General features: G+C 73.2%; 23 protein-coding genes. 15 read left to right on the top strand and 8 right to left on the bottom strand.

Features of this window, described 5'->3' with window-relative positions; translation table 11 throughout:
• Positions 1 to 97: 97 nt before the first annotated feature.
• Positions 98 to 2,218, bottom strand: coding sequence for a S9 family peptidase (locus ACFPZJ_RS16050; RefSeq protein WP_381021704.1), 2,121 nt, complete (start codon positions 2,216 to 2,218; stop codon positions 98 to 100).
• Between the two features lie 177 nt (positions 2,219 to 2,395).
• Between ACFPZJ_RS16050 and ACFPZJ_RS16045 the strand changes: the two genes are divergently transcribed.
• The 4 genes from ACFPZJ_RS16045 to ACFPZJ_RS16030 all read left to right on the top strand — a co-directional run bounded on the left by ACFPZJ_RS16045 (position 2,396) and on the right by ACFPZJ_RS16030 (position 6,540).
• Positions 2,396 to 2,590, top strand: a complete 195-nt coding sequence (locus ACFPZJ_RS16045) for a hypothetical protein (protein ID WP_003992731.1) — start codon at positions 2,396 to 2,398, stop codon at positions 2,588 to 2,590.
• Positions 2,591 to 2,635: 45 nt separating this feature from the next.
• Positions 2,636 to 3,523, top strand: coding sequence for an N-acetyl-1-D-myo-inositol-2-amino-2-deoxy-alpha-D-glucopyranoside deacetylase (gene mshB / locus ACFPZJ_RS16040; RefSeq protein ID WP_381021702.1), 888 nt, complete (start codon positions 2,636 to 2,638; stop codon positions 3,521 to 3,523).
• Positions 3,520 to 3,933: a DUF6113 family protein gene (locus ACFPZJ_RS16035; protein ID WP_381021700.1), complete on the top strand. Its 414-nt coding sequence runs from the start codon at positions 3,520 to 3,522 to the stop codon at positions 3,931 to 3,933. Before mshB ends, ACFPZJ_RS16035 begins: the two co-directional genes overlap by 4 nt.
• A gap of 156 nt (positions 3,934 to 4,089) precedes the next feature.
• On the top strand, positions 4,090 to 6,540 hold the full coding sequence (locus ACFPZJ_RS16030; protein ID WP_381021699.1) for a hypothetical protein: 2,451 nt from the start codon (positions 4,090 to 4,092) through the stop codon (positions 6,538 to 6,540).
• Positions 6,541 to 6,615: 75 nt separating this feature from the next.
• Here the strand turns inward: ACFPZJ_RS16030 and ACFPZJ_RS16025 are convergent, their stop codons facing one another.
• The gene (locus ACFPZJ_RS16025) at positions 6,616 to 7,467 is read right to left on the bottom strand and encodes a transglutaminase family protein (RefSeq protein WP_381021697.1); all 852 of its coding nucleotides are present in this window, start codon (positions 7,465 to 7,467) and stop codon (positions 6,616 to 6,618) included.
• Positions 7,468 to 7,524: 57 nt separating this feature from the next.
• On the bottom strand, positions 7,525 to 8,538 hold the full coding sequence (locus ACFPZJ_RS16020; RefSeq protein ID WP_381021696.1) for a GNAT family N-acetyltransferase: 1,014 nt from the start codon (positions 8,536 to 8,538) through the stop codon (positions 7,525 to 7,527).
• Positions 8,539 to 8,678: 140 nt separating this feature from the next.
• On the opposite strand from ACFPZJ_RS16020, the gene fdxA reads away from it, so the two are divergent.
• Together fdxA and ACFPZJ_RS16010 are read left to right on the top strand one after the other, a co-directional pair.
• Positions 8,679 to 8,999, top strand: coding sequence for a ferredoxin (fdxA, locus tag ACFPZJ_RS16015; RefSeq protein WP_014674796.1), 321 nt, complete (start codon positions 8,679 to 8,681; stop codon positions 8,997 to 8,999).
• 125 nt (positions 9,000 to 9,124) lie between these two features.
• Positions 9,125 to 10,222, top strand: coding sequence for a bifunctional succinyldiaminopimelate transaminase/glutamate-prephenate aminotransferase (locus ACFPZJ_RS16010; protein WP_381021694.1), 1,098 nt, complete (start codon positions 9,125 to 9,127; stop codon positions 10,220 to 10,222).
• A gap of 170 nt (positions 10,223 to 10,392) precedes the next feature.
• Here the strand turns inward: ACFPZJ_RS16010 and ACFPZJ_RS16005 are convergent, their stop codons facing one another.
• Both ACFPZJ_RS16005 and ACFPZJ_RS16000 read right to left on the bottom strand, forming a co-directional pair.
• A complete protein-coding gene (locus ACFPZJ_RS16005; protein ID WP_381021692.1) occupies positions 10,393 to 10,827 on the bottom strand; it encodes an ATP-binding protein in 435 nt (144 codons plus the stop codon).
• 327 nt (positions 10,828 to 11,154) lie between these two features.
• Positions 11,155 to 12,168, bottom strand: a complete 1,014-nt coding sequence (locus ACFPZJ_RS16000; protein WP_381021691.1) for a VldE C-terminal domain-containing protein — start codon at positions 12,166 to 12,168, stop codon at positions 11,155 to 11,157.
• Between the two features lie 84 nt (positions 12,169 to 12,252).
• On the opposite strand from ACFPZJ_RS16000, the gene dapE reads away from it, so the two are divergent.
• Together dapE and ACFPZJ_RS15990 are read left to right on the top strand one after the other, a co-directional pair.
• Positions 12,253 to 13,332 (top strand): succinyl-diaminopimelate desuccinylase, encoded by a 1,080-nt coding sequence (gene dapE, locus ACFPZJ_RS15995; protein ID WP_381021689.1) that lies wholly within the window; start codon positions 12,253 to 12,255, stop codon positions 13,330 to 13,332.
• Positions 13,333 to 13,451: 119 nt separating this feature from the next.
• Positions 13,452 to 14,210, top strand: coding sequence for an LOG family protein (locus ACFPZJ_RS15990; protein ID WP_381021687.1), 759 nt, complete (start codon positions 13,452 to 13,454; stop codon positions 14,208 to 14,210).
• A gap of 38 nt (positions 14,211 to 14,248) precedes the next feature.
• On the opposite strand, the gene folP is transcribed toward ACFPZJ_RS15990, so the two are convergent.
• Positions 14,249 to 15,109 carry a dihydropteroate synthase gene (gene folP, locus ACFPZJ_RS15985; RefSeq protein WP_381021686.1) on the bottom strand — a complete coding sequence of 287 codons (861 nt, stop codon included), beginning with the start codon at positions 15,107 to 15,109 and terminating at the stop codon, positions 14,249 to 14,251.
• Positions 15,110 to 15,282: 173 nt separating this feature from the next.
• On the opposite strand from folP, the gene ACFPZJ_RS15980 reads away from it, so the two are divergent.
• Both ACFPZJ_RS15980 and ACFPZJ_RS15975 read left to right on the top strand, forming a co-directional pair.
• On the top strand, positions 15,283 to 15,642 hold the full coding sequence (locus ACFPZJ_RS15980; protein WP_381021684.1) for a DivIVA domain-containing protein: 360 nt from the start codon (positions 15,283 to 15,285) through the stop codon (positions 15,640 to 15,642).
• Positions 15,639 to 16,223, top strand: coding sequence for a DNA-3-methyladenine glycosylase I (locus ACFPZJ_RS15975; protein WP_381021682.1), 585 nt, complete (start codon positions 15,639 to 15,641; stop codon positions 16,221 to 16,223). Before ACFPZJ_RS15980 ends, ACFPZJ_RS15975 begins: the two co-directional genes overlap by 4 nt.
• Before the next feature lie 15 nt (positions 16,224 to 16,238).
• Here the strand turns inward: ACFPZJ_RS15975 and chcB are convergent, their stop codons facing one another.
• Positions 16,239 to 17,042 carry a 2-cyclohexenylcarbonyl CoA isomerase gene (gene chcB / locus ACFPZJ_RS15970; protein ID WP_381021680.1) on the bottom strand — a complete coding sequence of 268 codons (804 nt, stop codon included), beginning with the start codon at positions 17,040 to 17,042 and terminating at the stop codon, positions 16,239 to 16,241.
• A 67-nt stretch (positions 17,043 to 17,109) separates the two neighbouring features.
• On the opposite strand from chcB, the gene ACFPZJ_RS15965 reads away from it, so the two are divergent.
• Positions 17,110 to 17,274: a hypothetical protein gene (locus ACFPZJ_RS15965; protein WP_381021678.1), complete on the top strand. Its 165-nt coding sequence runs from the start codon at positions 17,110 to 17,112 to the stop codon at positions 17,272 to 17,274.
• Between the two features lie 149 nt (positions 17,275 to 17,423).
• Positions 17,424 to 17,591 (top strand): DUF3117 domain-containing protein, encoded by a 168-nt coding sequence (locus ACFPZJ_RS15960; RefSeq protein WP_003966491.1) that lies wholly within the window; start codon positions 17,424 to 17,426, stop codon positions 17,589 to 17,591.
• 93 nt (positions 17,592 to 17,684) lie between these two features.
• On the opposite strand, the gene ACFPZJ_RS15955 is transcribed toward ACFPZJ_RS15960, so the two are convergent.
• Positions 17,685 to 18,383 (bottom strand): O-methyltransferase, encoded by a 699-nt coding sequence (locus tag ACFPZJ_RS15955; protein ID WP_381022136.1) that lies wholly within the window; start codon positions 18,381 to 18,383, stop codon positions 17,685 to 17,687.
• A 162-nt stretch (positions 18,384 to 18,545) separates the two neighbouring features.
• Between ACFPZJ_RS15955 and sigE the strand changes: the two genes are divergently transcribed.
• The 3 genes from sigE to ACFPZJ_RS15940 all read left to right on the top strand — a co-directional run bounded on the left by sigE (position 18,546) and on the right by ACFPZJ_RS15940 (position 22,626).
• Complete coding sequence (sigE, locus tag ACFPZJ_RS15950; RefSeq protein ID WP_381021676.1) at positions 18,546 to 19,331, top strand: RNA polymerase sigma factor SigE; 786 nt, start codon at positions 18,546 to 18,548, stop codon at positions 19,329 to 19,331.
• A gap of 68 nt (positions 19,332 to 19,399) precedes the next feature.
• On the top strand, positions 19,400 to 20,347 hold the full coding sequence (locus ACFPZJ_RS15945; RefSeq protein ID WP_381022134.1) for an anti-sigma factor: 948 nt from the start codon (positions 19,400 to 19,402) through the stop codon (positions 20,345 to 20,347).
• 134 nt (positions 20,348 to 20,481) lie between these two features.
• Positions 20,482 to 22,626, top strand: coding sequence for a trypsin-like peptidase domain-containing protein (locus tag ACFPZJ_RS15940; RefSeq protein WP_381021674.1), 2,145 nt, complete (start codon positions 20,482 to 20,484; stop codon positions 22,624 to 22,626).
• Positions 22,627 to 22,801 lie beyond the last annotated feature (175 nt).

Here is a 22,801-nt window from a genome sequence, read left to right as displayed (position 1 = left end):
GCCCGATATACGGACGCGGCACGCTGAACGGCGTACGGCCGTGCGGGTGCCGTAAACGGGCCGGGGCGCGCCATGTCGCCCCGGCCCGTTGCCACCCTCAGCCGGTCGTCCCCAAGGCCCGCTTCAAGAAGTCGACCTGAAGCAGCAGCAGATTCTCCGCGACCTGCTCCTGCGGGGTGATGTGCGTGACGCCGGACAGCGGCAGCACCTCGTGCGGGCGGCCGGCGGCCAGCAGGGCCGAGGACAGGCGCAGCGTGTGGGCGGCCACCACGTTGTCGTCGGCCAGACCGTGCACGATCATCAGCGGGCGGTGCGGCTCGGCGGGGGAGGACAGGCCCTCGTCCGTGACGAGGGAACTCCTCGCGTACGCCTCCGGGTGCTCGGCCGGGTCGCCGAGGTACCGCTCCGTGTAGTGCGTGTCGTACAGCCGCCAGTCGGTCACCGGGGCGCCCGCGATGCCGGCGTGGAAGACGTCCGGGCGGCGCAGCACGGCGAGCGCGGCCAGGTAACCGCCGTACGACCAGCCGCGGATGGCGACCCGGGACAGGTCGAGGGGGTGGGTCTTGGCAAGGTCCTGGAGCGCCTCGATCTGGTCGTCCAGCGACACGGTGAAGTCGTGGTGGACGGCCTTCTCCCAGGCGGGGGAGCGGCCCGGGGTGCCCCGGCCGTCGGCGACGACCACCGCGAAACCCTGGTCGGCGAACCACTGCGAGGTCAGGTGCGGATTGTGCGCGGCCAGCACCCGCGGGCCGTGCGGACCGCCGTAGGGATCCATCAAAACCGGGAGCGCGGTGTCACCGGCGTAGTCCCGAGGCATAAGCACGGCGCACGGGATGCGGCGTGCGCCCCCCTCGGTGAGGGTCACGCGCGGGGACGTACCGGGATCTTCGGCGTACGAGGGGATGGTCGCCACCTGCTGTCCGTCGCGCAGGACCCGCACGCTCGCGCCTGGCCGGTCGAGCGTGGCGGAGACCAGGACGGTCACGCCCCCGGCGCGCACCGCCGAGTGCACGCCGGGTTCCTGGGACACCCGCTCCACCCCGAGCTCGTTCACCCGGTAGACGTGCACCTGGCCCGTCTCCGGCTCGGCCGCCGCCTCGCCCGCCGACGCCGAGACCAGCACGTCGTCGTCCGAGACGTCCAGCACCGCGCGGATGTGCAACTGCGGTCCCGTCAGCGGGCGATCCCCGACCGTCAGCACCCGCGCGCCGCCCTCGTCCGCGACGCGCACCAGCCGTCCCGAGGGGCTCCAGCGCGGCACCCCAGCGAAAAGATCAAGCCATGTTGGATCTTCGTCCGCGTGCACCAGGCGGGTTGTCCCCGACTCCGGGTCCACGGCCAGGAACAGCTGGCTGCGCTGGTCGCGCGCCTGCACCAGAAGCAGCGGGGCACCCGCCGCTGACCAGTGAACATGCGCCAGATAGGGATACCGCGCCCGGTCCCAGGCGACCTCCGTGCGCACCCCGTCCAGGCCGATCACGAACAACCGCACGTCCGCGTTGCCCGTGCCCGCCGCCGGATACGCCACCCGCTGCGGCTCGCGGTCCGGATGCGCCGGATCGGAGATCCACCACCGGCGCACCGGCGTGTCGTCCACGCGCGCCACCAGCAGCCGGTCCGACTCCGGAGCCCACCAGTAGCCCCGCGAACGTCCCATCTCCTCGGCCGCGATGAACTCGGCCAGACCATATGAGACATTCTCCGACTCGGGCTCAGCGAGGGCCCGTTCCTCCTCGCCCTCGGCGCCGACGACCCGCAGGGCGCCCTGCGCGACGTACGCGACGTGCCGTCCGTCGGGCGACGGACGCGGATCGATCACCGGCCCCGGGGCGGCGAGTTCCCGTGCCGTACCGGCCCGCAGCTCGGCCGTGAAAAGCCGCCCTGACAAGGCGAAAGACGCCAACTCCACGGTAGCGTCGGTGGCGTAGCCGACGATGCCCGCGCCGCCCTCGCGGCTGCGCTCGCGCCGCGCCCGCTCCTCGGGCGAGAGGTGCTCCGATGCGCCGCCCAGGAGGGCGCGCGGGTCCGCGGCCACGCGCTCCTCGCCCTCCTCCGTGTCGAGGATCCACAGCGAACTCGCCCGGTCCGTACCGGAACTGGAGCGCAGGAACACGACACGCGAACCGTCGGGCGCCACGGTGAACGAACGCGGCGCGCCGAGCGAGAAACGCTGGGTGCGGGCGTGCCGTCGAGGGAAGGAGTCAGGCTCGGTCTGCATGACCCGACCATATTGGCCATGCGCCCCCTTGTGCGGCCGTGCGCCGATCGATGCGCACGCACGGATAGTTATGATCACTAGCGCATAGTGGGTATGAGCCTGCTGGCTGCTGTACGGATTTATCTGCCCCCATCGTCCGACCCCCCGCGCCCCTGGGATCTTTGGAGGTGAGCCGCCGTGGCACTCTCGATTTCGGCGGTGGTGCTGCTGGCGATCATCGTGTTCCTGCTCATCAAGAAGTCAGGACTGAAAGCCGGGCACGCCATCGTGTGCATGCTGCTCGGGTTCTACCTCGCCTCCTCGACCGTCGCTCCCACGATCAGCGAGCTGACGACGAACATCGCGGGCATGATCGGCAGCATCAAGTTCTGACCGGGCCGCGGGCCGCCACCGGTGGCGCCTCGTAGGGTGGTGACCATGACGGAACTGCCCGCCCGGCGTCTGCTGCTGGTGCACGCGCACCCGGACGACGAGTCGATCAACAACGGCGCCACCATGGCCAGGTACGCGGCCGAGGGTACCCATGTGACGCTGGTCACCTGCACTCTCGGCGAGCGCGGCGAAGTCATCCCGCCCGAGCTCGCCCACCTCACCGGCGCCGCCCTGGGCCGGTACCGCCAGGGCGAGCTCACCGCCGCGATGCGCGCGCTCGGCGTCCGGGACCACCGCCTGCTCGGCGGCCCGGGACGCTACGCGGACTCCGGGATGATGGGCCTGCCCGACAACGACGACCCCGCCTGCTTCTGGCAGGCCGACGTCGAAGAGGCGGCCCGGCGGCTCCTGGACGTGATCCGCGAGGTGCGCCCCCAGGTCCTCGTCACCTACGACGACGACGGCGGCTACGGCCACCCCGACCACATCCAGGCCCACCGCGTGGCCATGCGCGCCGCCGAACTCGCCGACGAGGCGGGCTGCGGCATCGCCAAGATCTACTGGAACCGCGTCCCGCGTTCCGTCGCCGAACGGTCCTTCGCCCGCCTCCAGCAGGACCTGCCCGGCCTCCCCTTCACCAAGACGGCCACGATCGACGACGTACCCGGCGTCGTCGACGACGACCGGATCACCACCGAGATCGACGGCACCGCGCACAGTGCCGCCAAGGCCGACGCGATGCGCGCCCACGCCACGCAGATCACGGTCTCCGAGCCCTACTTCGTGCTCTCCAACGAGCTCGCGCAGCCGATCTTCACCACCGAGTACTACGAGCTGGTGCGCGGGGAACGCGGCTCCGGCGTGCGGGAGAGCGACCTCTTCGCCGGTCTGGGCCTCGGTATCGGCGGTGCCGGCGGCGGGGAGGCGTCATGAGCGACCGGACCGCCTCGATGCTCGCACAGCCGCTGCGGCCGCCCTCCGCGGGACGGATCGCCGCCTACCTGGGGCTGTTCCTGCTCGGTGCGGTCGTGGGAGTGGCCGGGGCGCTGGTGCAGCCCGCGTGGTTCCCGGGCGGGCTGCTGCTCGCCCTCGCGGGCGAGGCCGGGCTCTGTCTGGGCGCGGCCCGCGCAGCCCGCAGCCGGGCCGGGGCCGTCGCGCCCGCCGGCGGCTGGATGCTCGCCGTCATCGTGCTCACCGCCAGCCGTCCCGAAGGGGACTTCGTCTTCGCGGCGGGCGGCGGCTCGTATCTGTTCCTGCTCGGCGGCATGGCCGTCGCTGTGATGTGCGCCACCCTCGCACCGGGGCGGCAACCGGACGGCCGACCCGTCCGACTTGGCAAGTGACGTACCACTTCGCCACAGCGTGCGCGTGCGGGTCCGGTGTGGGTTTCCCCAGCGGTCGTGGAATACGGGTGAGAAGTGGCCAGTATGGTGGTGCGCGCCGCCGAGCTGCCCGCGTGAGGTCGTGTGGGGCGGCGGAGCCAACCGGGAGAACCTGCCTTGAGTCGTGAAACTGACACGCCGTCCTCCGGGCCCGACGGGCGCGGCGGAGCCGCTTACCCGTCGGGTACGCCGCCCTACGGGACTCCGACGGCTTCCGGCGCCGGTACGGACGCGGGCCGTTCGGGCACGCGGCCGGAGGAACGCAAGACCGAGACCACGCTGACGACCCGCATCCGGATCAACATCCCCGGTTCGCGGCCGATTCCGCCGGTCGTGGTGCGCAAGCCCGTCGCGGACACCGAGGCCGCCAACGGCTCCGGCACCGAAGCGGAGGCGCCCTCGCCGGGTGCCACGACGTCCACGGGCACCGTCGAACCTCCCGCCGAGCCCGTCCAGTCGGACCGGCCCGCCGAGGAGAAGGCGCCCAGCGACTGGTTCGCGCCACGCAAGTCCTCGGGCGCCAAGGGCCCTCAGAGCGGCGGTTCCAGCAACGGGGCCGCAATGTCCGGTGGTTCGGGCACGTCCGGTGCCGGTACGGGCCCCGTGGGCCCGGGCGCGGGTGCGTCCGGTGCCGGTTCCCATGCGGCCGGTGGCACGCGGCCGGGGGCCGGGCGTCCCGGAGGCGTGGTCGGCTCCATGAGCGTGCCGGGCGGCTCCCGGCCGGGCAGCGCCGGGGGTGCCTCCCGACCCGGCGGCCCGACCGGCGGCCCCGTCGCGCCAGGGCACGGCGGCGGCACGGGCTCCTTCGACGTGACCGAGGCGCTCGCGGCGGGTTCGCTGGGCAACGGCTCCCGCACGGGCACGGGCGGCGGCGAGACGCGCCGCGACGACCTGCCGTACTTCTCGGATGACGCGGGCGGCGGACCCGACGCGCACAACACGCGCGGCGCCCTCGACGGCCACAACGGCCACGAGGGGCAGGCGGATTACGGCGGTCGGGGCAATGCGAACGGCCTCCACGAGCACGGCGGCCCGCAGCGCGGTCCGGCCGGCCCGACGACCGGCCCGGTCACCGGCGACGCCCCGCTGGCACGGCCGATGGTCGGCGGTCCCGGTGGCCCGGTCCCCTTCGACGAGCCGGGCCGGCCCGGCGGTCACGGTGGTCCTGGCCGCGCCGGCGGTCCCGCCGGGCCGCCTGGATACGACGAGCCCGGCCGGCCGGGCGCTCCCGGCGGTTATGACGAGCCCGGGCGACCCGGTGGCCCCGGCGCCTACGACGAGCCCGGCCGACCCGGTGGCCCCGGTGTCCCGGGCACGGTTCCCGGCGCTCCCACCGCAGGACCCGGCGGTCCGGGCCACCACGCGCCCGGCGGCGGCATGAGCGACGACACCGCGATCCTCACCCCGCAGAAGCCGGTCCCCGAACCGGACGGCCCCGGCTACGGCCCCCGTCACGACAACGTCTCCGGGCACACCGTCACCAGCGGCATCCCGGTCGTACCGTCCGGCGGCACGCCGTTCGGCCCGGGTGATTCCGCGGACGGCCCGCTGACCCACACGCCTCCCAAGCTGCCCGAGCCCGCTTCGCCGCCCCCGGCGAGTTCCTCGAAGCCGCCCAAGAAGAAGGGGCGCAACAAGCTCGTGCTGTTCGGCGTCGGCCTGGTCGTCGTCGCCGGTGGCGTCTACGGCGCCGGCCTGCTGATGAACCGCACCGACGTGCCCAAGGGCACCACCGTGCTCGGCGTCGACATCGGCGGCAGCACCCGCGACGAGGCCGTCAAGAAGCTCAACGACGCCTTCGACGGCCGGGTCGACAAGCCGCTGAAGCTGTCGGTCGGCGGCAGGACCGTCTCGCTCGAACCGGAACAGGCGGGGCTCCAGTTCGACACGCAGTCCACGGTCGACGCCGCCGCGAAGAGCGACTACAACCCGGTGTCGGTGGTCGGCTCCCTTTTCGGCAACCACCGTGTGGTCGCTCCGGACATGCCCGTCGACGAGGAGAAGCTGCACGCCGCCCTGCGGAACGCGGCCGGTGGCTCCGGCTCGGTCACCGAGGGCACCATCAAGTTCCAGCCCGGCAAGGCCGTCCCCGTCTACGGCAAGGCCGGCAAGGGCATCGACGTCAAGAGGGCGACCGAGACGGTCGAGGAGGCCTACCGCACCCAGGTGGAGACCGGCTCGTCCGCCGCGGTGACCGTCCCGACGACCACCCAGCAGCCGACGATCCCGAACTCCGAGGTCGACCGGATGATGGGCACGTTCGCCGAGCCGGCGATGTCGGGCCTGGTCACGGTGCGTGCGGGTGACGGCGTGGTGCGGTTCAGCCCGGAGCGCTCGATCTACAAGTTCCTCAGCGTGCGCCCGGTGGGCGGCAAGCTGGTCGAGCACTACGACCTGAAGGTTCTCGAAGAGCTCTACGGCGGCGCCTTCGACGGTGTCCTGATCACCAAGGGCGACGGCAGCAAGAAGCCGGTCAGCCCGCAGGACGTGGCATCGGCCCTCGGCAAGGCGCTGCGGGGCAAGACCCCCGCCGAGCGCGTCGTGACCATCCCGACCGATCCGTCGTAGCCGAACGGCCCGCTCCGCACGCCGTACGCGCGGGGGAGCGGGCCACTTCGCCGGTCCCGAACGCCGGGCGGGCGCCTAGTTGAGCATGGCCCGGGCCGCCCGGGCCTGCCCCCGTACCCGTTCCGCGGCCGGTTCGTCGACCGCCGCCACCACCTCGGCGTACGCCTCCAGCTCCGTGGCCCCGCCCACGAAGTCTCCGCGCTGGACCAGGAGCTGCGCCCGCTCGTACCGCAGCCGTGCCGGACGTGACGGCAGCAGCAGCGACAGATCGACGGCCCGCAGCGCCACATCCGACCGCTCCGGCCGTGCCGCGGCCCACGCCCGGATGTTGTTCAGGATCCGCAGTACGACCTCCACGGGCGCCGCGGGCGCCAGCATCGACGGATCCAACGGCGCCCCCGTCGCCCCCACGACCAGCAACTCGGCGTCGGCCCCCGTCAGCACCCGCCCACCGTCGAACGGATCGGCCAGCACCTGCTCCTCCGCCGCGCCGAACCCCACCACGAAGTGCCCCGGAAGAGCCACCCCGTACACCGGAGCCCCGGCCCGCCGGGCCACCTCCATCCACACCACCGACAGCAGGATCGGCAGTCCGCGCCGCCGCCGCAGCACCTCGTGCAGCAGCGAGGACTCCACACGCCGGTAGTCGGCCGGGGTGCCGTGGAAACCGCACCGCTCACCCAGCAGCTCCCGCAGCGCCTCCGCCCAGGCGCGCGGCCCGCCGGGCCGGTACGGCAGCAGTCCGGCCAGCCGGTCCAGTTCGACCTGCGCGGCGTCCAGGCCCGCCTCGTCCAGCGCTCCGTCCGCCTCGGCGGCCGCCAGCAGGCACAGCAGCGACAGATCGGGCCGTTCGGACCGGGCCTCTTCGGCGAACCGCCGCCGCACCTCGGCGGACCGTTCGGGCGGTGGGGGATAGGGGGGACGCATAGCAGGCTCGTGCCCTCTCACGGCGATCAGTACGTCAGGCGGATTGCGTCCGGCACGTCAGGCCGGCTCCGGTGCCGCGGGCGCGCGGTAGTGGTGGTACGCGTGGTGCGGGACGAAACCCATCCCGGCGTACAGCTCCCGCGCCGCGGCGTTGTCCGTCTCGACCTGGAGCCACGCCGCCGAGGCGCCCTCCTCCAGGGCCTGCCGGGCCAGCGCGGCCATCACAGCCGTGCCGAGCCCCTGCCGCCGCAGCGCCGGATCGACCTCGACGGCGGCGAACCCGGCCCACCGCCCGTCGACCACGCACCGCCCGATCGCGGCCGGAGCCGCCCCCTCCACCGGGCCGGGCACCGTCGCGAACCACACCGACGGCCCGCTCCCCAGCACCCGCAGCGCCACCTCGCTCACACCCTTGCGCTGGTACCGCGCCAGCCACCCCGCGTCGGCCTGCCGGGACAGCACGACCCGCGACGGCTCACCCCGGTCCGCGAGCGGCGCCGCCGCCCCGATCCACAGCTCGGCGCTCACCTCCCGCACCCAGCCGCGCCGCTCCAGCTCCGCGCACAGGGTTTCCTGCGTGCCCTCGGCGCCGGTCGCGGTCTGGACGTAGGCGGGCAGACCGCGCTCGCCGTACCAGCGCCGTACGACGCTCAGCGCCTCGTCGAGCGGCACGCCCGGGTCGCCGAGCGGCAGCACCGAGTTGGCGCGCCGCGTGAACCCGGCCGCGGCGCGCAGCTCCCACTCGCCGAGCCGCTCGCTCTCCACGGGCCGCCACGCCCGCGCCGCCACCCGGGCCAGCTCCTCGTACGAGGCGGCCGGGCCGCGGCGGCGTGCCGGGGCCGACGGCACCACCTTGCCCGCGACCAGCGCGGATTCCGCGATGCGGACGCTCTGGCCGCCCTTCCGTGTGATCAGCAGCACACCGTTGTCCCATGATGTGAGAACGCCGACCGTATCGGTGAACTTCTCACCCGGCGTGCCATGCTCGGTCAAGCTCCGTACCGAAACCCGTTTGCCCACGTCAGCAGCGGTGATACGGACCTCGAGGCGCCCGGCGGCAGAGATTTCCACAGGTCAGTTCACCCCTCCTGTTCGGATCATGCCCAGGAACGGAGATACTAGGGGCGGGCATCGACGACGCCGCGCTCCCGCGCGCCAGGCGGCGGAGCCTGAGGAGGCCCGCCAGCGCCCTATCGAGGAGGAACGACAGCGTGACCTACGTCATCGCGCAGCCTTGTGTCGACGTCAAGGACAAGGCGTGCATCGAGGAGTGCCCGGTCGACTGCATCTACGAGGGCCAGCGGTCCTTGTACATCCACCCGGACGAATGCGTCGACTGCGGGGCCTGCGAACCGGTCTGCCCGGTCGAGGCCATCTTCTACGAGGACGACGTGCCGGAGGAGTGGAAGGACTACTACAAGGCGAACGTCGAGTTCTTCGACGAGCTCGGCTCGCCCGGCGGCGCCAGCAAGCTGGGGCTGATCGAGCGCGACCACCCGTTCGTCGCCGCGCTGCCGCCGCAGGGCGAGTAATCCCGAAGCGGCCCGCACGTCGTGCCGCCTCGGTCCCGTACGGCCTGATCGCGTGATCGTCCCGGTCACCTCGATCGTCGTACGGGACCGAGGCGTTTGCCGTACCAGAAAGTGAGCGAGAACCCGTGTCCGCAGTCTCCGACCGGCTGCCCACCTTCCCCTGGGACAAGCTGGAGCCCTACAAGAAGACGGCCGCCGCGCATCCGGACGGCATCGTCGACCTGTCCGTCGGCACGCCCGTCGACCCGGTCCCCGAGCTGATCCAGAAGGCCCTGATCGACGCGGCGGACTCCCCGGGCTATCCGACGGTCTGGGGCACCCCGGAACTGCGGGACGCGCTCACCGGCTGGGTGCGGCGCCGCCTCGGCGCCCGCGACGTCACCCACCGCCACGTCCTGCCGGTCGTCGGCTCCAAGGAGCTGGTCGCCTGGCTCCCCACCCAGCTGGGCCTCGGCCCCGGCGACAAGGTCGCCCACCCCCGCCTCGCCTACCCGACGTACGAGGTCGGCGCCCGTCTGGCCCGCGCGGAGTACGAGGTCTACGACGACCCGACCGAGCTGGACCCCCGGGGGCTGAAGCTGCTGTGGCTGAACTCCCCGTCCAACCCGACGGGCAGGGTGCTGTCCAAGGAGGAACTGACCCGGATCGTCGCCTGGGCCCGTTCCCACGGCGTCCTGGTCTTCTCCGACGAGTGCTACATCGAGCTGGGCTGGGAGGCCGACCCGGTCTCGGTCCTGCACCCGGACGTCAACGGCGGCTCGTACGAGGGCCTGGTCGCCGTCCACTCCCTCTCCAAGCGCTCCAACCTCGCGGGCTACCGCGCCGCCTTCCTCGCCGGTGACCCGGCCGTCCTCGGCCCCCTGCTGGAGATCCGCAAGCACGGCGGCATGATGACGTCCGCCCCGACCCAGGCGGCGGTCGTGGCGGCCCTCGGCGACGACGCCCACGTCCGTGAGCAGCGCGAGCGGTACGCGGCCCGCCGCGCGGCCCTGCGCGCGGCCCTGCTCGGCCACGGCTTCCGCATCGAGCACAGCGAGGCCAGCCTGTACCTGTGGGCCACGAGGGACGAGTCCTGCTGGGACACGGTGGCCCACCTCGCCGAGCGCGGCATCCTGGTCGCTCCGGGAGACTTCTACGGCCCGGCGGGCGAGCGGTTCGTACGGGTGGCGCTGACGGCGACGGACGAGCGGGTGCGGGCAGCGGTGGAACGGCTCGGACAGTAGCGCGCCCGTACCGGCACCGACCGCCGTGGGCGGTCGTCCGCCGGGGCGGACGGGTGCACGGCCCGCGGCGCCGAGCACCCGGCTGACGGGCCCCGGCCCCTGCCGACACGCCGCCCGCACGACGACGGGGCCCAGGAAACCCCTGGACCCCGTCCGTCGGTCGAGCCTGCTCAGCCCAGCGGCAGCGTGTCCGCGGCCGGCACCCCACCCTTGGTGAGGGAGTCCGTCGGCAGCCCACCCTCGGTCGCCGTCCCGGTGGTGTCCCCGAGGAGCTCGCCGGCCGAGCCGGCCGTGTCACCGGCCGCCTTCTGAGCGACGGGCGTGGTCTTCTTGACCGTCTTGCCGCCGGCCTTGCCCGCGGTCGGGACCGCCTGCTTGACCGTCTTGCCGCCGGTGTCGCCCACGGACTCGGTGACGCCCTGCGACGCGCCGTCGACCGTGGTGGCGGCGTCCGCGCCGTCCAGGGCGGTCAGCCCACCGAGGGTGGGGGCGGCCGGCAGCTCGGGGGCCGCGCTGGCGGAGCCGGCCGCACCGACCCCGGCGGCCGCCCCCGCAGCGACGATCAGCGCGGCACGGGCGATCCGGCGGGTCAGGGGGAGGGACATGGTGCTCCTTCGACGGGAGAGAACGGTGAATGGTCCACCCGGGCCCGGCAGTTGACCGACTGGCTGTTGATCGTGCGGGCTCGGACGCAGTGACTACCGCTCGAAACCCCCGAAGGTTGCGGCGGGCCAACGTAAAGAGTTGGCAATGCGTCGCATTATCGGTTGTGGATAAAGACGGGCAAAAGCGCGCCCGGCGCGAAAGTCGGCCGAATCCTTACAGCAGTGTGTTCCCAAGGGTTTTCACGGCTCGTGGGCGAGAAGGCGAAAAGGCCGAGCGCACCGTCGCCGACATGTGCCCGGTGTACCTCTCGCGAGTGCATTCCCGTACTACTGCGCGGTCACGATCCGGACCGTGCCCGCGTCCTGCTCCCCGCCCCCGTCCCGCTCCGCACCCGCGGCCTGGTCGCCCTCGGCCGGCCGCCACTGGCTGTCGGTGTTCCCTGCGGTCCACTCCCGCCCCGCGTACGAGACCCGTGCGATGTGCAGCTCGGAGGCGTTGGCGACCGCCCAGTGCGCCAGCTGCCAGCCGCGCTGCCGCAGGCTGCGCCCGGTGGCGGCACCGGTGTCGGCGGTGACGGGCAGCAGCACGGTACGGCCGTCGGACCCGCCCGGACCGCTCGCGGTGGGCGTCGGCGTGGCTGCCGCGCCCCTCACGCCCGCGCCGCTCACCTGCGCGCCGGCCGGCTCCACCACATCGCGCCCGAAGTCCCGCACGAGCGCGGCCCGGATCGCGTCCGGACCCGCCGCCCGGGTCGCGGCCGGACGACCCGCGCAGGTCAGCGTGGCCGCCGAGCGCCCGGTGAGGGCGGCGGCGAGCAGCGTGGCGTCCGGCTCGTGCTTGGCGTAGGCCTGCGGGAAGCCGCTGCGCTGCACGCGCTGCGCGGCCACGGTGAGGGGCAGCCGCGTGTAGCCGGGCACCTTGACCAGGTGCTCGTAGAACTTCTCGGCCGCGTAGGCCGGGTCCATGATCTCCTTCGGCGTGCCCCAGCCCTGTGAGGGCCGCTGCTGGAACAGGCCCAGCGAGTCACGGTCGCCGTAGTCGATGTTGCGCAGGCCCGACTCCTGCAGGGCGGTCGCCAGGGCTATGGTGACGGCCCGCTCCGGCAGGCCGCGCGCCGTGCCCACGGCGGTGATCGTCGCCGCGTTGACCGCCTGCTCGGGCGTGAACTCGTACGTCGCGCCGTCTCCCTTGCCGGAGACGACCTTGCAGCCCGGCCCGCCCGTGCCTCCGGTGACGTACTGCACCGCGAGGTAACCGGCGACCGCGAGCAGGACCATGAGGGCCGCCCCGAAACGGAAGAGGCGGCCGCGACGCTGGGAAGAGGGGGACGGCTCTGGCACGCACAACAAGGTACTGGAGAGTAGCGGGGTCCTTGAGCCGGGTGTGGACAATGTGGGCGGCCCTGGCGCGTTAGGGTCGACGGCATGGCCGATACCCCGCTTGACCTCACGCTGGACGCGGCGCGGCTGACCGCGCAGCTCGTCGACTTCCCCTCCGTCAGCGGCACCGAGAAGCCGCTCGCGGACGCGATCGAGACCGCGCTGCGCGCGCTGCCCCACCTCAGGGTCGACCGCCACGGCAACAACGTCGTGGCCCGCACCGAGCTGGGCCGCGCGGAGCGGGTGATCCTCGCCGGGCACATCGACACGGTCCCGATCGCGGACAACGTCCCCTCGCGGCTGGACGAGGACGGCGTGCTGTGGGGCTGCGGCACCTGCGACATGAAGGCGGGCGTGGCCGTGCAGCTGCGCATCGCGGCCACCGTCCCCGCCCCGAACCGTGACCTGACCTTCGTCTTCTACGACAACGAGGAGGTCGCCGCGGAGCTCAACGGACTCAAGCACGTCGCCGAGGCGCACCCGGAGTGGCTGCACGGTGACTTCGCGGTGCTGCTGGAACCGTCGGACGGCCAGGTCGAGGGCGGCTGCCAGGGCACGCTGCGGGTGCTGCTGAAGACCAAGGGCGAGCGGGCCCACTCGGCGCGCGGCTGGATGGGCTCGAACGCGATCCACGCGGCGGCCCCCATCCTGGCGCGCCTGGCGTCGTACGAACCGCGCTACCCGGTGATCGACGGCCTGGAGTACCGGGAGGGCCTGAACGCGGTCGGCGTCACGGGCGGCGTGGCGGGCAACGTGATCCCGGACGAATGCGTCGTGACGGTCAACTTCCGCTACGCGCCGGACCGTACGCCGGAAGAGGCGGTGGAGCACGTCCGCGAGGTCTTCGCGGACTGCGGGGTGGCGGAGTTCGAGGTCGTGGACCAGAGCCCGGGCGCGCTTCCGGGCCTGTCCCACCCGGCCGCGGCGGCGTTCATCGAGGCGGTCGGCGGCACCCCGCAGCCCAAGTACGGCTGGACGGACGTCTCACGCTTCTCCGCGCTGGGCATCCCGGCCGTCAACTACGGCCCCGGCAACCCGCACTTGGCGCACAAGCGGGACGAGCGCGTGGAGGTGGCGAAGGTCCTGGCGGGGGAGGAGCGCCTGAGGGCGTGGCTGACCTCGTGAAGCGCGTCGAGTGACCATGCGTGTTTACGGCGCTTCATCGCGGACATGCTGAGGTCCCTCGTTCGTAACCCGCGTAGATCTACGCTGAGGTGGAACCACTGCTAGCGGAGGGAGCGCACATGGCTACCGGCAACCCCGAGGGGAAGAAGCAGCCGCCGGAGGAACAGCGCCTGGGCCCGGTCCTCCGGCGGCGGAGCCAGGTGACCGCGAGCACGACGGACCAGCGCCTGCTGGACGCCGGCGGGCCGTCGGACTGGGTCCACACGGACCCCTGGCGCGTGCTGCGCATCCAGTCGGAGTTCATCGAGGGCTTCGGCACGCTGGCCGAACTCCCTCCCGCGATCAGCGTCTTCGGCTCGGCCCGTACGCCGAGGGACTCGGCCGAGTACGAGGCCGGTGTCCGCCTGGGCCGCGGCCTGGTGGACGCGGGCTTCGCGGTGATCACGGGCGGCGGCCCGGGCGCCATGGAGGCCGCGAACAAGGGCGCCTGCGAGGCCAGCGGCATCTCGGTCGGCCTGGGCATCGAGCTGCCCTTCGAGCAGGGGCTGAACCCGTACGTCGACATCGGGCTCAACTTCCGCTACTTCTTCGTCCGCAAGATGATGTTCGTCAAGTACGCGCAGGGCTTCGTGGTGCTGCCCGGCGGCCTCGGCACCCTCGACGAACTCTTCGAGGCCCTCACCCTGGTCCAGACCCAGAAGGTCACCCGCTTCCCCATCGTGCTGTTCGGCACCGCGTACTGGGGCGGCCTGGTCGACTGGCTCCGGGACACGGTGATCGGCCAGGGCAAGGCGTCGGAGCACGACCTGCTGCTGTTCCACGTCACCGACGACGTGGACGAGGCGGTCGCGCTGGTGTCGAAGGAGGCGGGCCGGTAGCAGGGGCGCGAGGCGGGGGAGCCGCCGAACGACAGGCCCTAGGCCAGCCCCCGCCTCGCGACGGCCGGCGCCCGGTGCCCGGCGATCGCCGAGACCATCTCCAGCACCTGCCGAGTCTCGGCCACCTCGTGCACCCGGTACACCCGCGCCCCGAGCCACGCCGACACCGCGGTCGTCGCCAGCGTCCCCAGCAACCGCTCCTTGACGGGCTTGTCCAGTGTCTCGCCCACGAAGTCCTTGTTGGACAGGGACACCAGGACCGGCCACCCCGTGGTGACCATCTCGTCCAGCCGCCGCGTCGCCTCCAGGCTGTGCCGGGTGTTCTTCCCGAAGTCGTGCCCGGGGTCGATGAGGATCGACTCCCTCGGCACGCCCAGCGCCAGCGCCCGCTCGGCCAGGCCGACCGTCACCTCGAGGATGTCGGCCATGACGTCGTCGTACTCGACCCGGTGCGGGCGCGTCCGCGGCTCGGCGCCGCCCGCGTGGGTGCAGACCAGTCCCACGCCGTGGCGTGCGGCGACCTCCGCGAGCCGCGGATCGACCCCGCCCCACGCGTCGTTCAGCAGGTCGGCCCCCGCCTCGCACACGGCCTCCCCGACCTCGGCCCGCCAGGTGTCCACACTGATCACGACGTCCGGGAAACGCCGGCGCACCTCCGCCACGAACCCGACCGTCCGCCGCGCCTCCTCCTCGGCGGTCACCTCCTCGCCGGGACCGGCCTTCACACCGCCGACGTCGATGATCGCGGCACCCTCGGCCACCGCCTGCTCCACCCGCGCCAGGGCCGGCTCGTCACGGAAGGTCGCGCCCCGGTCGTAGAAGGAGTCCGGGGTCCGGTTCACGATCGCCATGATGACCGGCTCGTGCGGCTCGAATTCCCGTCTGCCCAGCCTGAGCATCCCCTGTGACCTCTCGTTGTGCGTCCCGGTACGTCCCGGGATACGCCCCGGTCTCCGGCCGCCTGCGACCCTAACTGTCAGCGTCGCATGGCACGATCGGAGCCTGACACATCCGACTCGAGACATCCGCGTCGGCGCCCAGGCGCGCCGGCACCGACCGTGGGGACCCAGCGATGGTTATGTTCTTGTTCCTCGTCGTCGCGCTCGCCGTCGTGGTCGCCGCGGTGACGCTCGCCGTGGTGGGCGGCGGCGAGAACGGCCCGCTGCCCGAGGCCGCCCCCGAGCGACTGCGGGACCCGCTGCCGCCCGACCGCCCCGTGGGCCGCGCCGACGTGGAGCGCCTGCGCTTCCCCCTCGCCGCCCGCGGCTACCGCATGGCGGACGTCGACGACGCCCTGAGCCGTCTGGGCGCCGAGCTCGCCGAGCGTGACGCCCGCATCGCCGACCTGGAGTCCGCCCTGGCGGGCGCGCGCGCCGCCGCGGCCCACCTCTCGATGGACAAGCCCGACCGGGAGCGGGAGGACCGGCCGTGAGCGACGGTGCCGCCCTCGCGGGCCCGGACGGCGCGCTGCGCTGCCCCTGGGCGCTGTCCGCCGCCGAGTACGTGGCGTACCACGACGAGGAGTGGGGCCGTCCGGTCCACGGCGACGACGCCCTCTTCGAACGCCTCAGCCTGGAGGCGTTCCAGTCCGGCCTGTCCTGGATCACGATCCTGCGCCGACGTCCCGGCTTCCGCGCCGCCTTCGCCGACTTCAAGATCGCGGCCGTGGCGGCCTTCACGGACGAGGACCGCGAGCGGCTGCTGGCCGATCCCGGCATCATCCGCAACCGCGCCAAAGTCGACGCGACGCTTGCCAACGCCCGCCTGCTGGCCGAGTGGGCGCCGGGCGAGCTGGACGGGCTGATCTGGTCGTACGCCCCCGATCCCGCCGCCCGCCCGGCCCCGGCGACCCTGGCCGACGTGCCCGCGGTCACCCCGGAGTCGACGGCCCTGTCCAAGGCCCTGAAGAAGCGCGGACTGCGCTTCGTCGGCCCGACGACGGCGTACGCGCTGATGCAGGCCTGCGGACTGGTCGACGACCACCTCCGCACCTGTGTCGCGCGTCGCGCCTGACGCCGTCCGGGACGGTCAGCGGCCCAGGTACCTCGGCTTCTCCTTGTCGACGAAGGCCTGCACCGCGATCGCGTGGTCCTCGGAGGACCCCGCCCGCGTCTGCAGCTCGTCCTCCTTCTCCAGCGTCTCCTCCAAGGAGTGCGTCAGCCCGTACGCCACCGCCTCCTTCAGCGCCGCGTACGCCACCGTCGGCCCGGAGGCCAGCGCCCGCGCCACCTTCTCGGCCTCCGCGCGCAGCTCCGCCGCCGGTACGACCCGGTTCGCGATGCCCAGCTCGTACGCTTCCTGCGCGCCGATGCTGCGCGGGAAGAGCAGCAGGTCGGTGGCGCGGCCGGGCCCCACCACGCGCGGCAGGGTCCAGGAGATGCCCGAGTCGGCGGTCAGCGCCACCCCCGCGAAGGAGGTGTTGAACGCGGCCGTGTCCGCCACGATCCGGTAGTCCGCCGCCAGCGCGAAGCCCAGGCCCGCCCCGGCGGCGACGCCGTTCACGGCGGCGACGACCGGCTTCGCCGCCCCGGCCAGCGCCCGCACGATCGGGTTGTAGTGCTCGCGTACGGTGCTCATGGTCTGCCCCGAGCCGGTCTCCCGGTCGGAGGCCAGCAGCCCGATGTGCTCCTTGAGGTCCTGCCCGACGCAGAACGCCCGGTCGCCGGCGGCGGTGAGCAGCACGGCCCGCACGGCGTCGTCGTCCGCCGCGGACCGGGCCGCGTCCCGGAGGGCGACCTTGGTCTCGATGTTCAGCGCGTTCATCGCCTCCGGGCGGTTCAGCGTGATCGTCGCCAGTCCGTCGCTCACCTCGTAGAGCACGGTGTCGGCCATGGCGTATCCCCTCCGTGTCGCGGCTCGGGGACGTACCGTCCGGTACGTCCCGGGTCTGGAGGACAGCATGACGGAGATCACCGGCGGTGGACCGGAGGGTGCGTGTGACCTGCGTCAAAGAATTCCGGTGCGTTTCCGTTCGGTGGACGTGTGCGTGGTGGCGCAGTATCGCAGTCACATCGCCGAATTGAGTGGTTTTGCTCGCGTGCGTTGCCCAAGCGATGCCGACTGATGTTGGTCATCGGGTCGTGAGATGCGGGATAATGGCCTGGAAGCAATGTGTTCGATGCCGGTGACGCGTGTCCTGCTGACAGGACCGCGCGTGCCCTTCGTGGGTCGTCGGCTTTGACGATGAGCTGGGTTTCAGGAAGGGGAACGAGCATGGCGGCCATGAAGCCGCGGACGGGCGATGGCCCGCTCGAGGTGACCAAGGAGGGGCGGGGCATCGTCATGCGCGTTCCGCTCGAAGGCGGCGGTCGGCTCGTCGTCGAGCTGACCCCGGACGAGGCCGACGCCCTCGGCGACGCCCTCAAGAAGGTCGTCGGCTGACGCGCAAGCGACCATACCCTTTCAGCTGCCCCGGCATCCCAGTGGTGCCGGGGCGGTTGTTTTCGGGGCGTCGACCGGCTCGGTCACCGTCGGCTACCGTTTCACCGCGCACAGCAGCCCGTCGCCCACCGGCAGCAGCGACGGCACCAGCTCCTGGGTCTCGCGCACGGTGCGCAGCAGCTCCCGCAGCCGCAGCACCTCCGTGGGCTGCGGACCGGAGTCGACGGTCCGGCCGTTCGCGAAGACGCCCTCGAAGGCGACCAGCCCGCCGGGCCGCAGAAGACGCAACGATTCAGCGAGATAGTCGAGGTACTCCTGGCGGTCGCCGTCGCAGAAGACCAGGTCGTAGCCGGCGTCCGCGAGGCGGGGCAGGACCTCCAGGGCGCGGCCGGGGATGAAGCGGGCCCGGTTGCTGGCGAAGCCGGAGGCGCGGAAGGCCTGGCGGGCGAACTGCTGGTGCTCCGGTTCCGGGTCCACGGTGGTCAGCACGCCGTCCGGCCGCATGCCGTGCAGCAGGTGGATACCGGAGACCCCGCAGCCGGTACCGATCTCGGCGACCGCCTTGGCGTCCACGGAGGCGGCCAGCAACCGCAGCGCGGCGCCCGTGCCGGGCGACACCGAGCGCAGCCCTGCCTCACGGGCCCGGTCGCGGGCCCAGCGCAGCGCTTCGTCCTCGGCGACATAGGCGTCGGCGAACGCCCAGCTCGTCTGCCGGTTGCCGGTAATGACCCTCTCCTGTCCCCGTGGTTGCCTGGGCGTGACTGTATCCGTTGGTGGCGGGAACCCGCAGATGGGACCGGTCGTTTGAAGGGGTGAGCAAGCGGCACGGGTCGTGACGGGGGGCAGCGGATGGATCGGGACGCCGAGCAAGTGCTGACGCAGCCGTACGAGCCGTGGCAGCCCAGATCAAATTCTCGTAAAACCGCTTATCCGGTGCTAACGGGCGAGGTGGCTATGGTAGGGGCTCCACTGGACACCACCAGAGCTGACAGGGGAGGTGCGGCCGCGCCCGAGGATCGCGGAGGAGTGCTGCGGCGCTTCCTCGGATCGGCGGGCAGGCCGAAATCCGTGAACGACACCGCTGCTGACCACAGCCACGCCGCCGGCTCCGCCGTCGGCCGCGCCCAGACCGCGACCTTCTCCACCGACGCGGACGGGCAGGCGTGGACTCCGCCCACGTGGGAGGAGATCGTCAGCACGCACAGCGGCCGCGTCTACCGGCTCGCCTACCGTCTCACCGGCAACCAGCACGACGCCGAGGACCTCACCCAGGAGGTCTTCGTCCGCGTCTTCCGCTCCCTGTCGACGTACACGCCGGGTACCTTCGAGGGCTGGCTGCACCGCATCACCACCAACCTCTTCCTGGACATGGTCCGCCGCAAGCAGCGCATCCGTTTCGACGCGCTCGGCGAGGACGCGGCCGAGCGGCTGCCCAGCAAGGAGCCCACGCCCCAGCAGGTCTTCAACGACGCCCACTTCGACGCGGACGTCCAGCAGGCCCTCGACACCCTCGCGCCCGAGTTCCGCGCCGCCGTCGTCCTGTGCGACATCGAGGGACTGTCGTACGAGGAGATCGCCGCGACCCTCGGCGTGAAGCTCGGCACGGTCCGGTCCCGGATCCACCGCGGGCGCTCCCAGCTGCGCAAGGCCCTCGCGCACCGCTCACCGGAGGCGCGCGCCGAGCGCCGCTCCTTCGTGCCCCGTGTTCCCGCACTGGGAGGAGGGGGCGCGAGCGCGTGAGCGGTTCACGGCCCGAATCCGAGGGACACCTCGCGGAACAGCACCTGGGAGACCGACTCTCCGCCCTGGTGGACGGAGAGCTCGGTCATGACGCGCGTGAGCGCGTGCTGGCGCATGTGGCCACCTGCGCGAAGTGCAAGGCGGAGGTGGACGCGCAGCGCCGGCTGAAGAACGTCTTCGCGGAGGCGGCTCCTCCGCCGCCCTCCGCGAGCCTGCTGGCCCGTCTCCAGGGCCTTCCCGCGGGAGGTGACCCGGACGGCGGGGGCACGCCGCTGGGCGGGGGAGGACTCCCCGGGGGACTGTCCGGGCGCCTCGGGCAGTCCGGAGCCTCGGGAGTCTTCGGCGTGAAGCGGGGCGAGCGTTTCGAGTTCGACTACGCCCCCACCCGCCGGCACGCTCCCGTGCTGCCGTCCTCGGCCGCGTCGGCCCACCGGGGCTTTCGTATCCACGACGTCGGCCGCCACGAGACGGACAGGTCCTCGCCGCGGCTGCGGTTCGCGTTCGTGGCCGCCGGGGCGGTGTCGCTGGCCGCGGTCGCGCTCGGTGGGGTCACCGCCGGCATGCCGACCGACACGGAGGCGCGCGGTGGCTCCGGAACCGGGAGCAACGTCACGCCGATGCGCACGCAGGGCACCGGAGCCGCGGCGGCACCCGAGAATCAGCGGCGCCGTGGCGTGGGGCCGTTGCTCGGACAGGCGCAGGGCCAGGGCATGCTCGGCCACACCCCGGTCGCCCCGACCGAGGTCTCCGCCCCGCTGCTGCCCGGCGTACCCGCGCCGATTCCGGCCCCCGTGGCACCGCATGACCAGGGCGTGCTGCACACCCTCACCACACCGGTCGTCGCGGGCGCCGCCGCCGTGTCCCCCCTGATACGTCCGCTCACCGCGACACCGCCGCTCGTGCTGACCGCGTGGTCCGCCGCGTCAGGGCTCCCCGGCCCCCACCTGCTCGACGCGACGGCCCCCGGCCCGGCCTCGCCGCCCTCTCCCTCCGCGTCCTCGCACCCGGCTCCCTGACCGCACTCTGCGCACCGGCGCGCGAACCTGATTGAATCCGGGGATGCGCCCACGGCCAGGCGGTCGGTCGGGTGCCGAGTCGACTGCCGCGGGCACCGCCGACGCGCCGTGCCACGGCCAGCTGTGGGGAGAGCATGAACGAGGGGAAGCCCACGAAGGCGAAGTGGTGGAGCCGTCCTCGCACGCAGGACGCTCCAGGGGAGCCGGAAGGGGCTGCGCCGGGGTCCGCCGAGACGGTGCCGGGCGAGACCGGCGTGCCGGGTCCGAGCGGGGCGACGGGTGCCCAGGAGGCGGCGCCCGGGGCTGCCGAGGCGGAGCCGAGCGGGGACTTCCGGCTGGAACCACCCGGGGTGGCTGCTCGCCCGGTCGACGGCGACGACGGTGACTACGAGCTGGCGCGGCCCCTGGTGCCTCGGGGCGGCGACGGCGACTACGAGTTGGAGCGGCCCGTCGCGGCCGACGGCGACGCCGCATCGAAAGACTCCTCGGCGGCTCCCGGCACCGGTCAGACCCCTGGGGCCACGTCGGCCACGCCCGTCACGGTGACCACGCCGGTCGGCGCAGAGGCCGTAGCCGCCGCGCCGGCTGTCGACGCCGAGCGTGTGAAGCCCCTGCACGACCCGGACCCGTACAACACCCCGCCGTACGGCGAACCCGGCCCCTGGGCGCCGGCGCCTCCCGTCCAGCACCCGGCGGTCACACCCACGCACGGCACGGCGACGCCGGCTCCGGCACCTGCGGCGCCCGTGCCGGGCCCGCCCGGTACGCCTGCTGCGGCGCCGACTGCCGGGGCGCCGGCCCTGGCGACGCCGCCGCATGGCCTGCAGGCCCCCACGCCCGGCACACAAGCCGCGGCCCCCACCACCGCCGCACCCACCGCGGCCCCGGCGGCTGCCGTGCCCACCCCGCCCGCCCCCACCCCCGCGGCCTCCCCGTCCGGCCCGCCCCCAGCCACCCCGCCGGCCCACGCATCCGGCGCACCCGCTCCCGCCACCCCCGCAGCGCCCCACCCTCCGGGCGCGCCCACCCCGCCCCCCTACGCCGACGCCCCGCCCCCCACGCCCACCGCTTTGAACCCGTGGCAGCGCTACGACCCCTGGGCGGCGCAGGCGGCCGGTGGTCCCCTGCAGCAGAACGGGGCCGCCGTCGCCACGCCGGAGCAGCGGCGCAGGCGGGCCAGGAAGGCGCTGCTCGTCGGAGCCGTGCTGCTCGCGGTCGTGTCCGGGGGCGTCGGTGGCGTCGCGGGCGCGTATCTGGAGCGCAACGGCGGTGTGGGGACCGTCGAACTGCCGCAGGCCGGGAAGGAACCCGCCGGGCGGGCTCCGGGCAGTGTCGCGGGGATCGCCGCCCGGGCCCTGCCCAGCGTGGTCACCCTGCATGTGAGCGGTTCCGACGAGCAGGGCACCGGCACCGGATTCCTCCTGGACACACGCGGCCACATCCTCACCAACAACCACGTCGTGGAGCCCGCAGGGACCGGCGGTGAGATCACCGTGACCTTCAACAGCGGAGACACCGCCAAGGGCACCCTCGTCGGCCGGGACAGCGGCTACGACCTCGCCGTCGTGCGGGTCAAGGGGGTGCGCGGGCTGTCCCCGCTGCCGCTCGGCAACTCTGAGAACGTGCAGGTCGGCGACCCCGTCGTCGCCATCGGCGCACCCTTCGACCTGGCGGGCACCGTCACCTCCGGCATCATCAGCGCCAAGGAGCGGCCCATCACGGCCGGGGGCGAGAAGGGCGATGGAAGCGATGTGTCGTACGTCGACGCGCTGCAGACCGACGCGCCCATCAACCCGGGCAACTCCGGCGGGCCCCTGCTCGACTCCAGGGGCCGCGTCGTCGGCATCAACTCCGCCATCCGCTCCGCCGACACCGGCTCCGACCCGGAGGGCGGTCAGTCCGGTTCCATAGGCCTGGGGTTCGCGATACCGATCAACCAGGGCAAGCGCGTCGCCGAGGAACTGATCAACACCGGCAGGGCCACCCACCCCGTGATCGGTATCACCCTCGACATGGACTACACCGGCGACGGCGCCCGCGTCGGCACCAAGGGCAGCGACGGCGGACCCCCGGTCACCCCGGGCGGCCCCGGCGCCAGGGCGGGCATCAGGCCGGGCGACGTCATCACCGAGGTCGACGGACGGCGCGTCCACTCCGGCGAGGAACTCATCGTCAAGACCCGCGCCCACCGCCCCGGCGACCGTCTGGAACTGACCCTGCGACGCGACGGCGCCGAACGGAAGGTCTCTTTGCGGCTCGGCTCCTCCGGCGGCGACTGAGACGCACAGGGGCCTCACAGCCGGGCACGCGGACCGCCCCGCGCCCCGACCCACCTTGGACCAGGAAGGCAAACAATCGGGAAAGCGCTCGCATCGAGGCACTCGGAGGCCACGGGACAGTACCGGTCGTACGGGATGGCCGGGTACCGTGGAGCCGGCCCGGACCACGGCAAGA

The organism is Streptomyces bullii, assembly GCF_042657145.1.
Taxonomy (GTDB): Bacteria; Actinomycetota; Actinomycetes; order Streptomycetales; family Streptomycetaceae; genus Streptomyces; species Streptomyces bullii.
This window is presented reverse-complemented; position numbering and strand designations above follow the sequence as displayed.

Excerpts from the sequence above, each read along its gene's own strand:
- ACFPZJ_RS16005 (WP_381021692.1), bottom strand. The coding sequence starts at position 10,827 with ATGTCCCTCCCCCTGACCCGCCGGATCGCCCGTGCCGCGCTGATCGTC.
- ACFPZJ_RS15940 (WP_381021674.1), top strand. The coding sequence starts at position 20,482 with ATGAACGAGGGGAAGCCCACGAAGGCGAAGTGGTGGAGCCGTCCTCGC.
- chcB (WP_381021680.1), bottom strand. The coding sequence starts at position 17,042 with ATGGCCGACACCGTGCTCTACGAGGTGAGCGACGGACTGGCGACGATC.
- ACFPZJ_RS15980 (WP_381021684.1), top strand. The coding sequence starts at position 15,283 with ATGGTTATGTTCTTGTTCCTCGTCGTCGCGCTCGCCGTCGTGGTCGCC.
- dapE (WP_381021689.1), top strand. The coding sequence starts at position 12,253 with ATGGCCGATACCCCGCTTGACCTCACGCTGGACGCGGCGCGGCTGACC.
- ACFPZJ_RS15960 (WP_003966491.1), top strand. The coding sequence starts at position 17,424 with ATGGCGGCCATGAAGCCGCGGACGGGCGATGGCCCGCTCGAGGTGACC.
- ACFPZJ_RS16025 (WP_381021697.1), bottom strand. The coding sequence starts at position 7,467 with ATGCGTCCCCCCTATCCCCCACCGCCCGAACGGTCCGCCGAGGTGCGG.
- sigE (WP_381021676.1), top strand. The coding sequence starts at position 18,546 with ATGGTAGGGGCTCCACTGGACACCACCAGAGCTGACAGGGGAGGTGCG.
- ACFPZJ_RS15965 (WP_381021678.1), top strand. The coding sequence starts at position 17,110 with ATGACGGAGATCACCGGCGGTGGACCGGAGGGTGCGTGTGACCTGCGT.
- folP (WP_381021686.1), bottom strand. The coding sequence starts at position 15,109 with ATGCTCAGGCTGGGCAGACGGGAATTCGAGCCGCACGAGCCGGTCATC.
- ACFPZJ_RS16035 (WP_381021700.1), top strand. The coding sequence starts at position 3,520 with ATGAGCGACCGGACCGCCTCGATGCTCGCACAGCCGCTGCGGCCGCCC.
- ACFPZJ_RS15990 (WP_381021687.1), top strand. The coding sequence starts at position 13,452 with ATGGCTACCGGCAACCCCGAGGGGAAGAAGCAGCCGCCGGAGGAACAG.
- ACFPZJ_RS16050 (WP_381021704.1), bottom strand. The coding sequence starts at position 2,218 with ATGCAGACCGAGCCTGACTCCTTCCCTCGACGGCACGCCCGCACCCAG.
- mshB (WP_381021702.1), top strand. The coding sequence starts at position 2,636 with ATGACGGAACTGCCCGCCCGGCGTCTGCTGCTGGTGCACGCGCACCCG.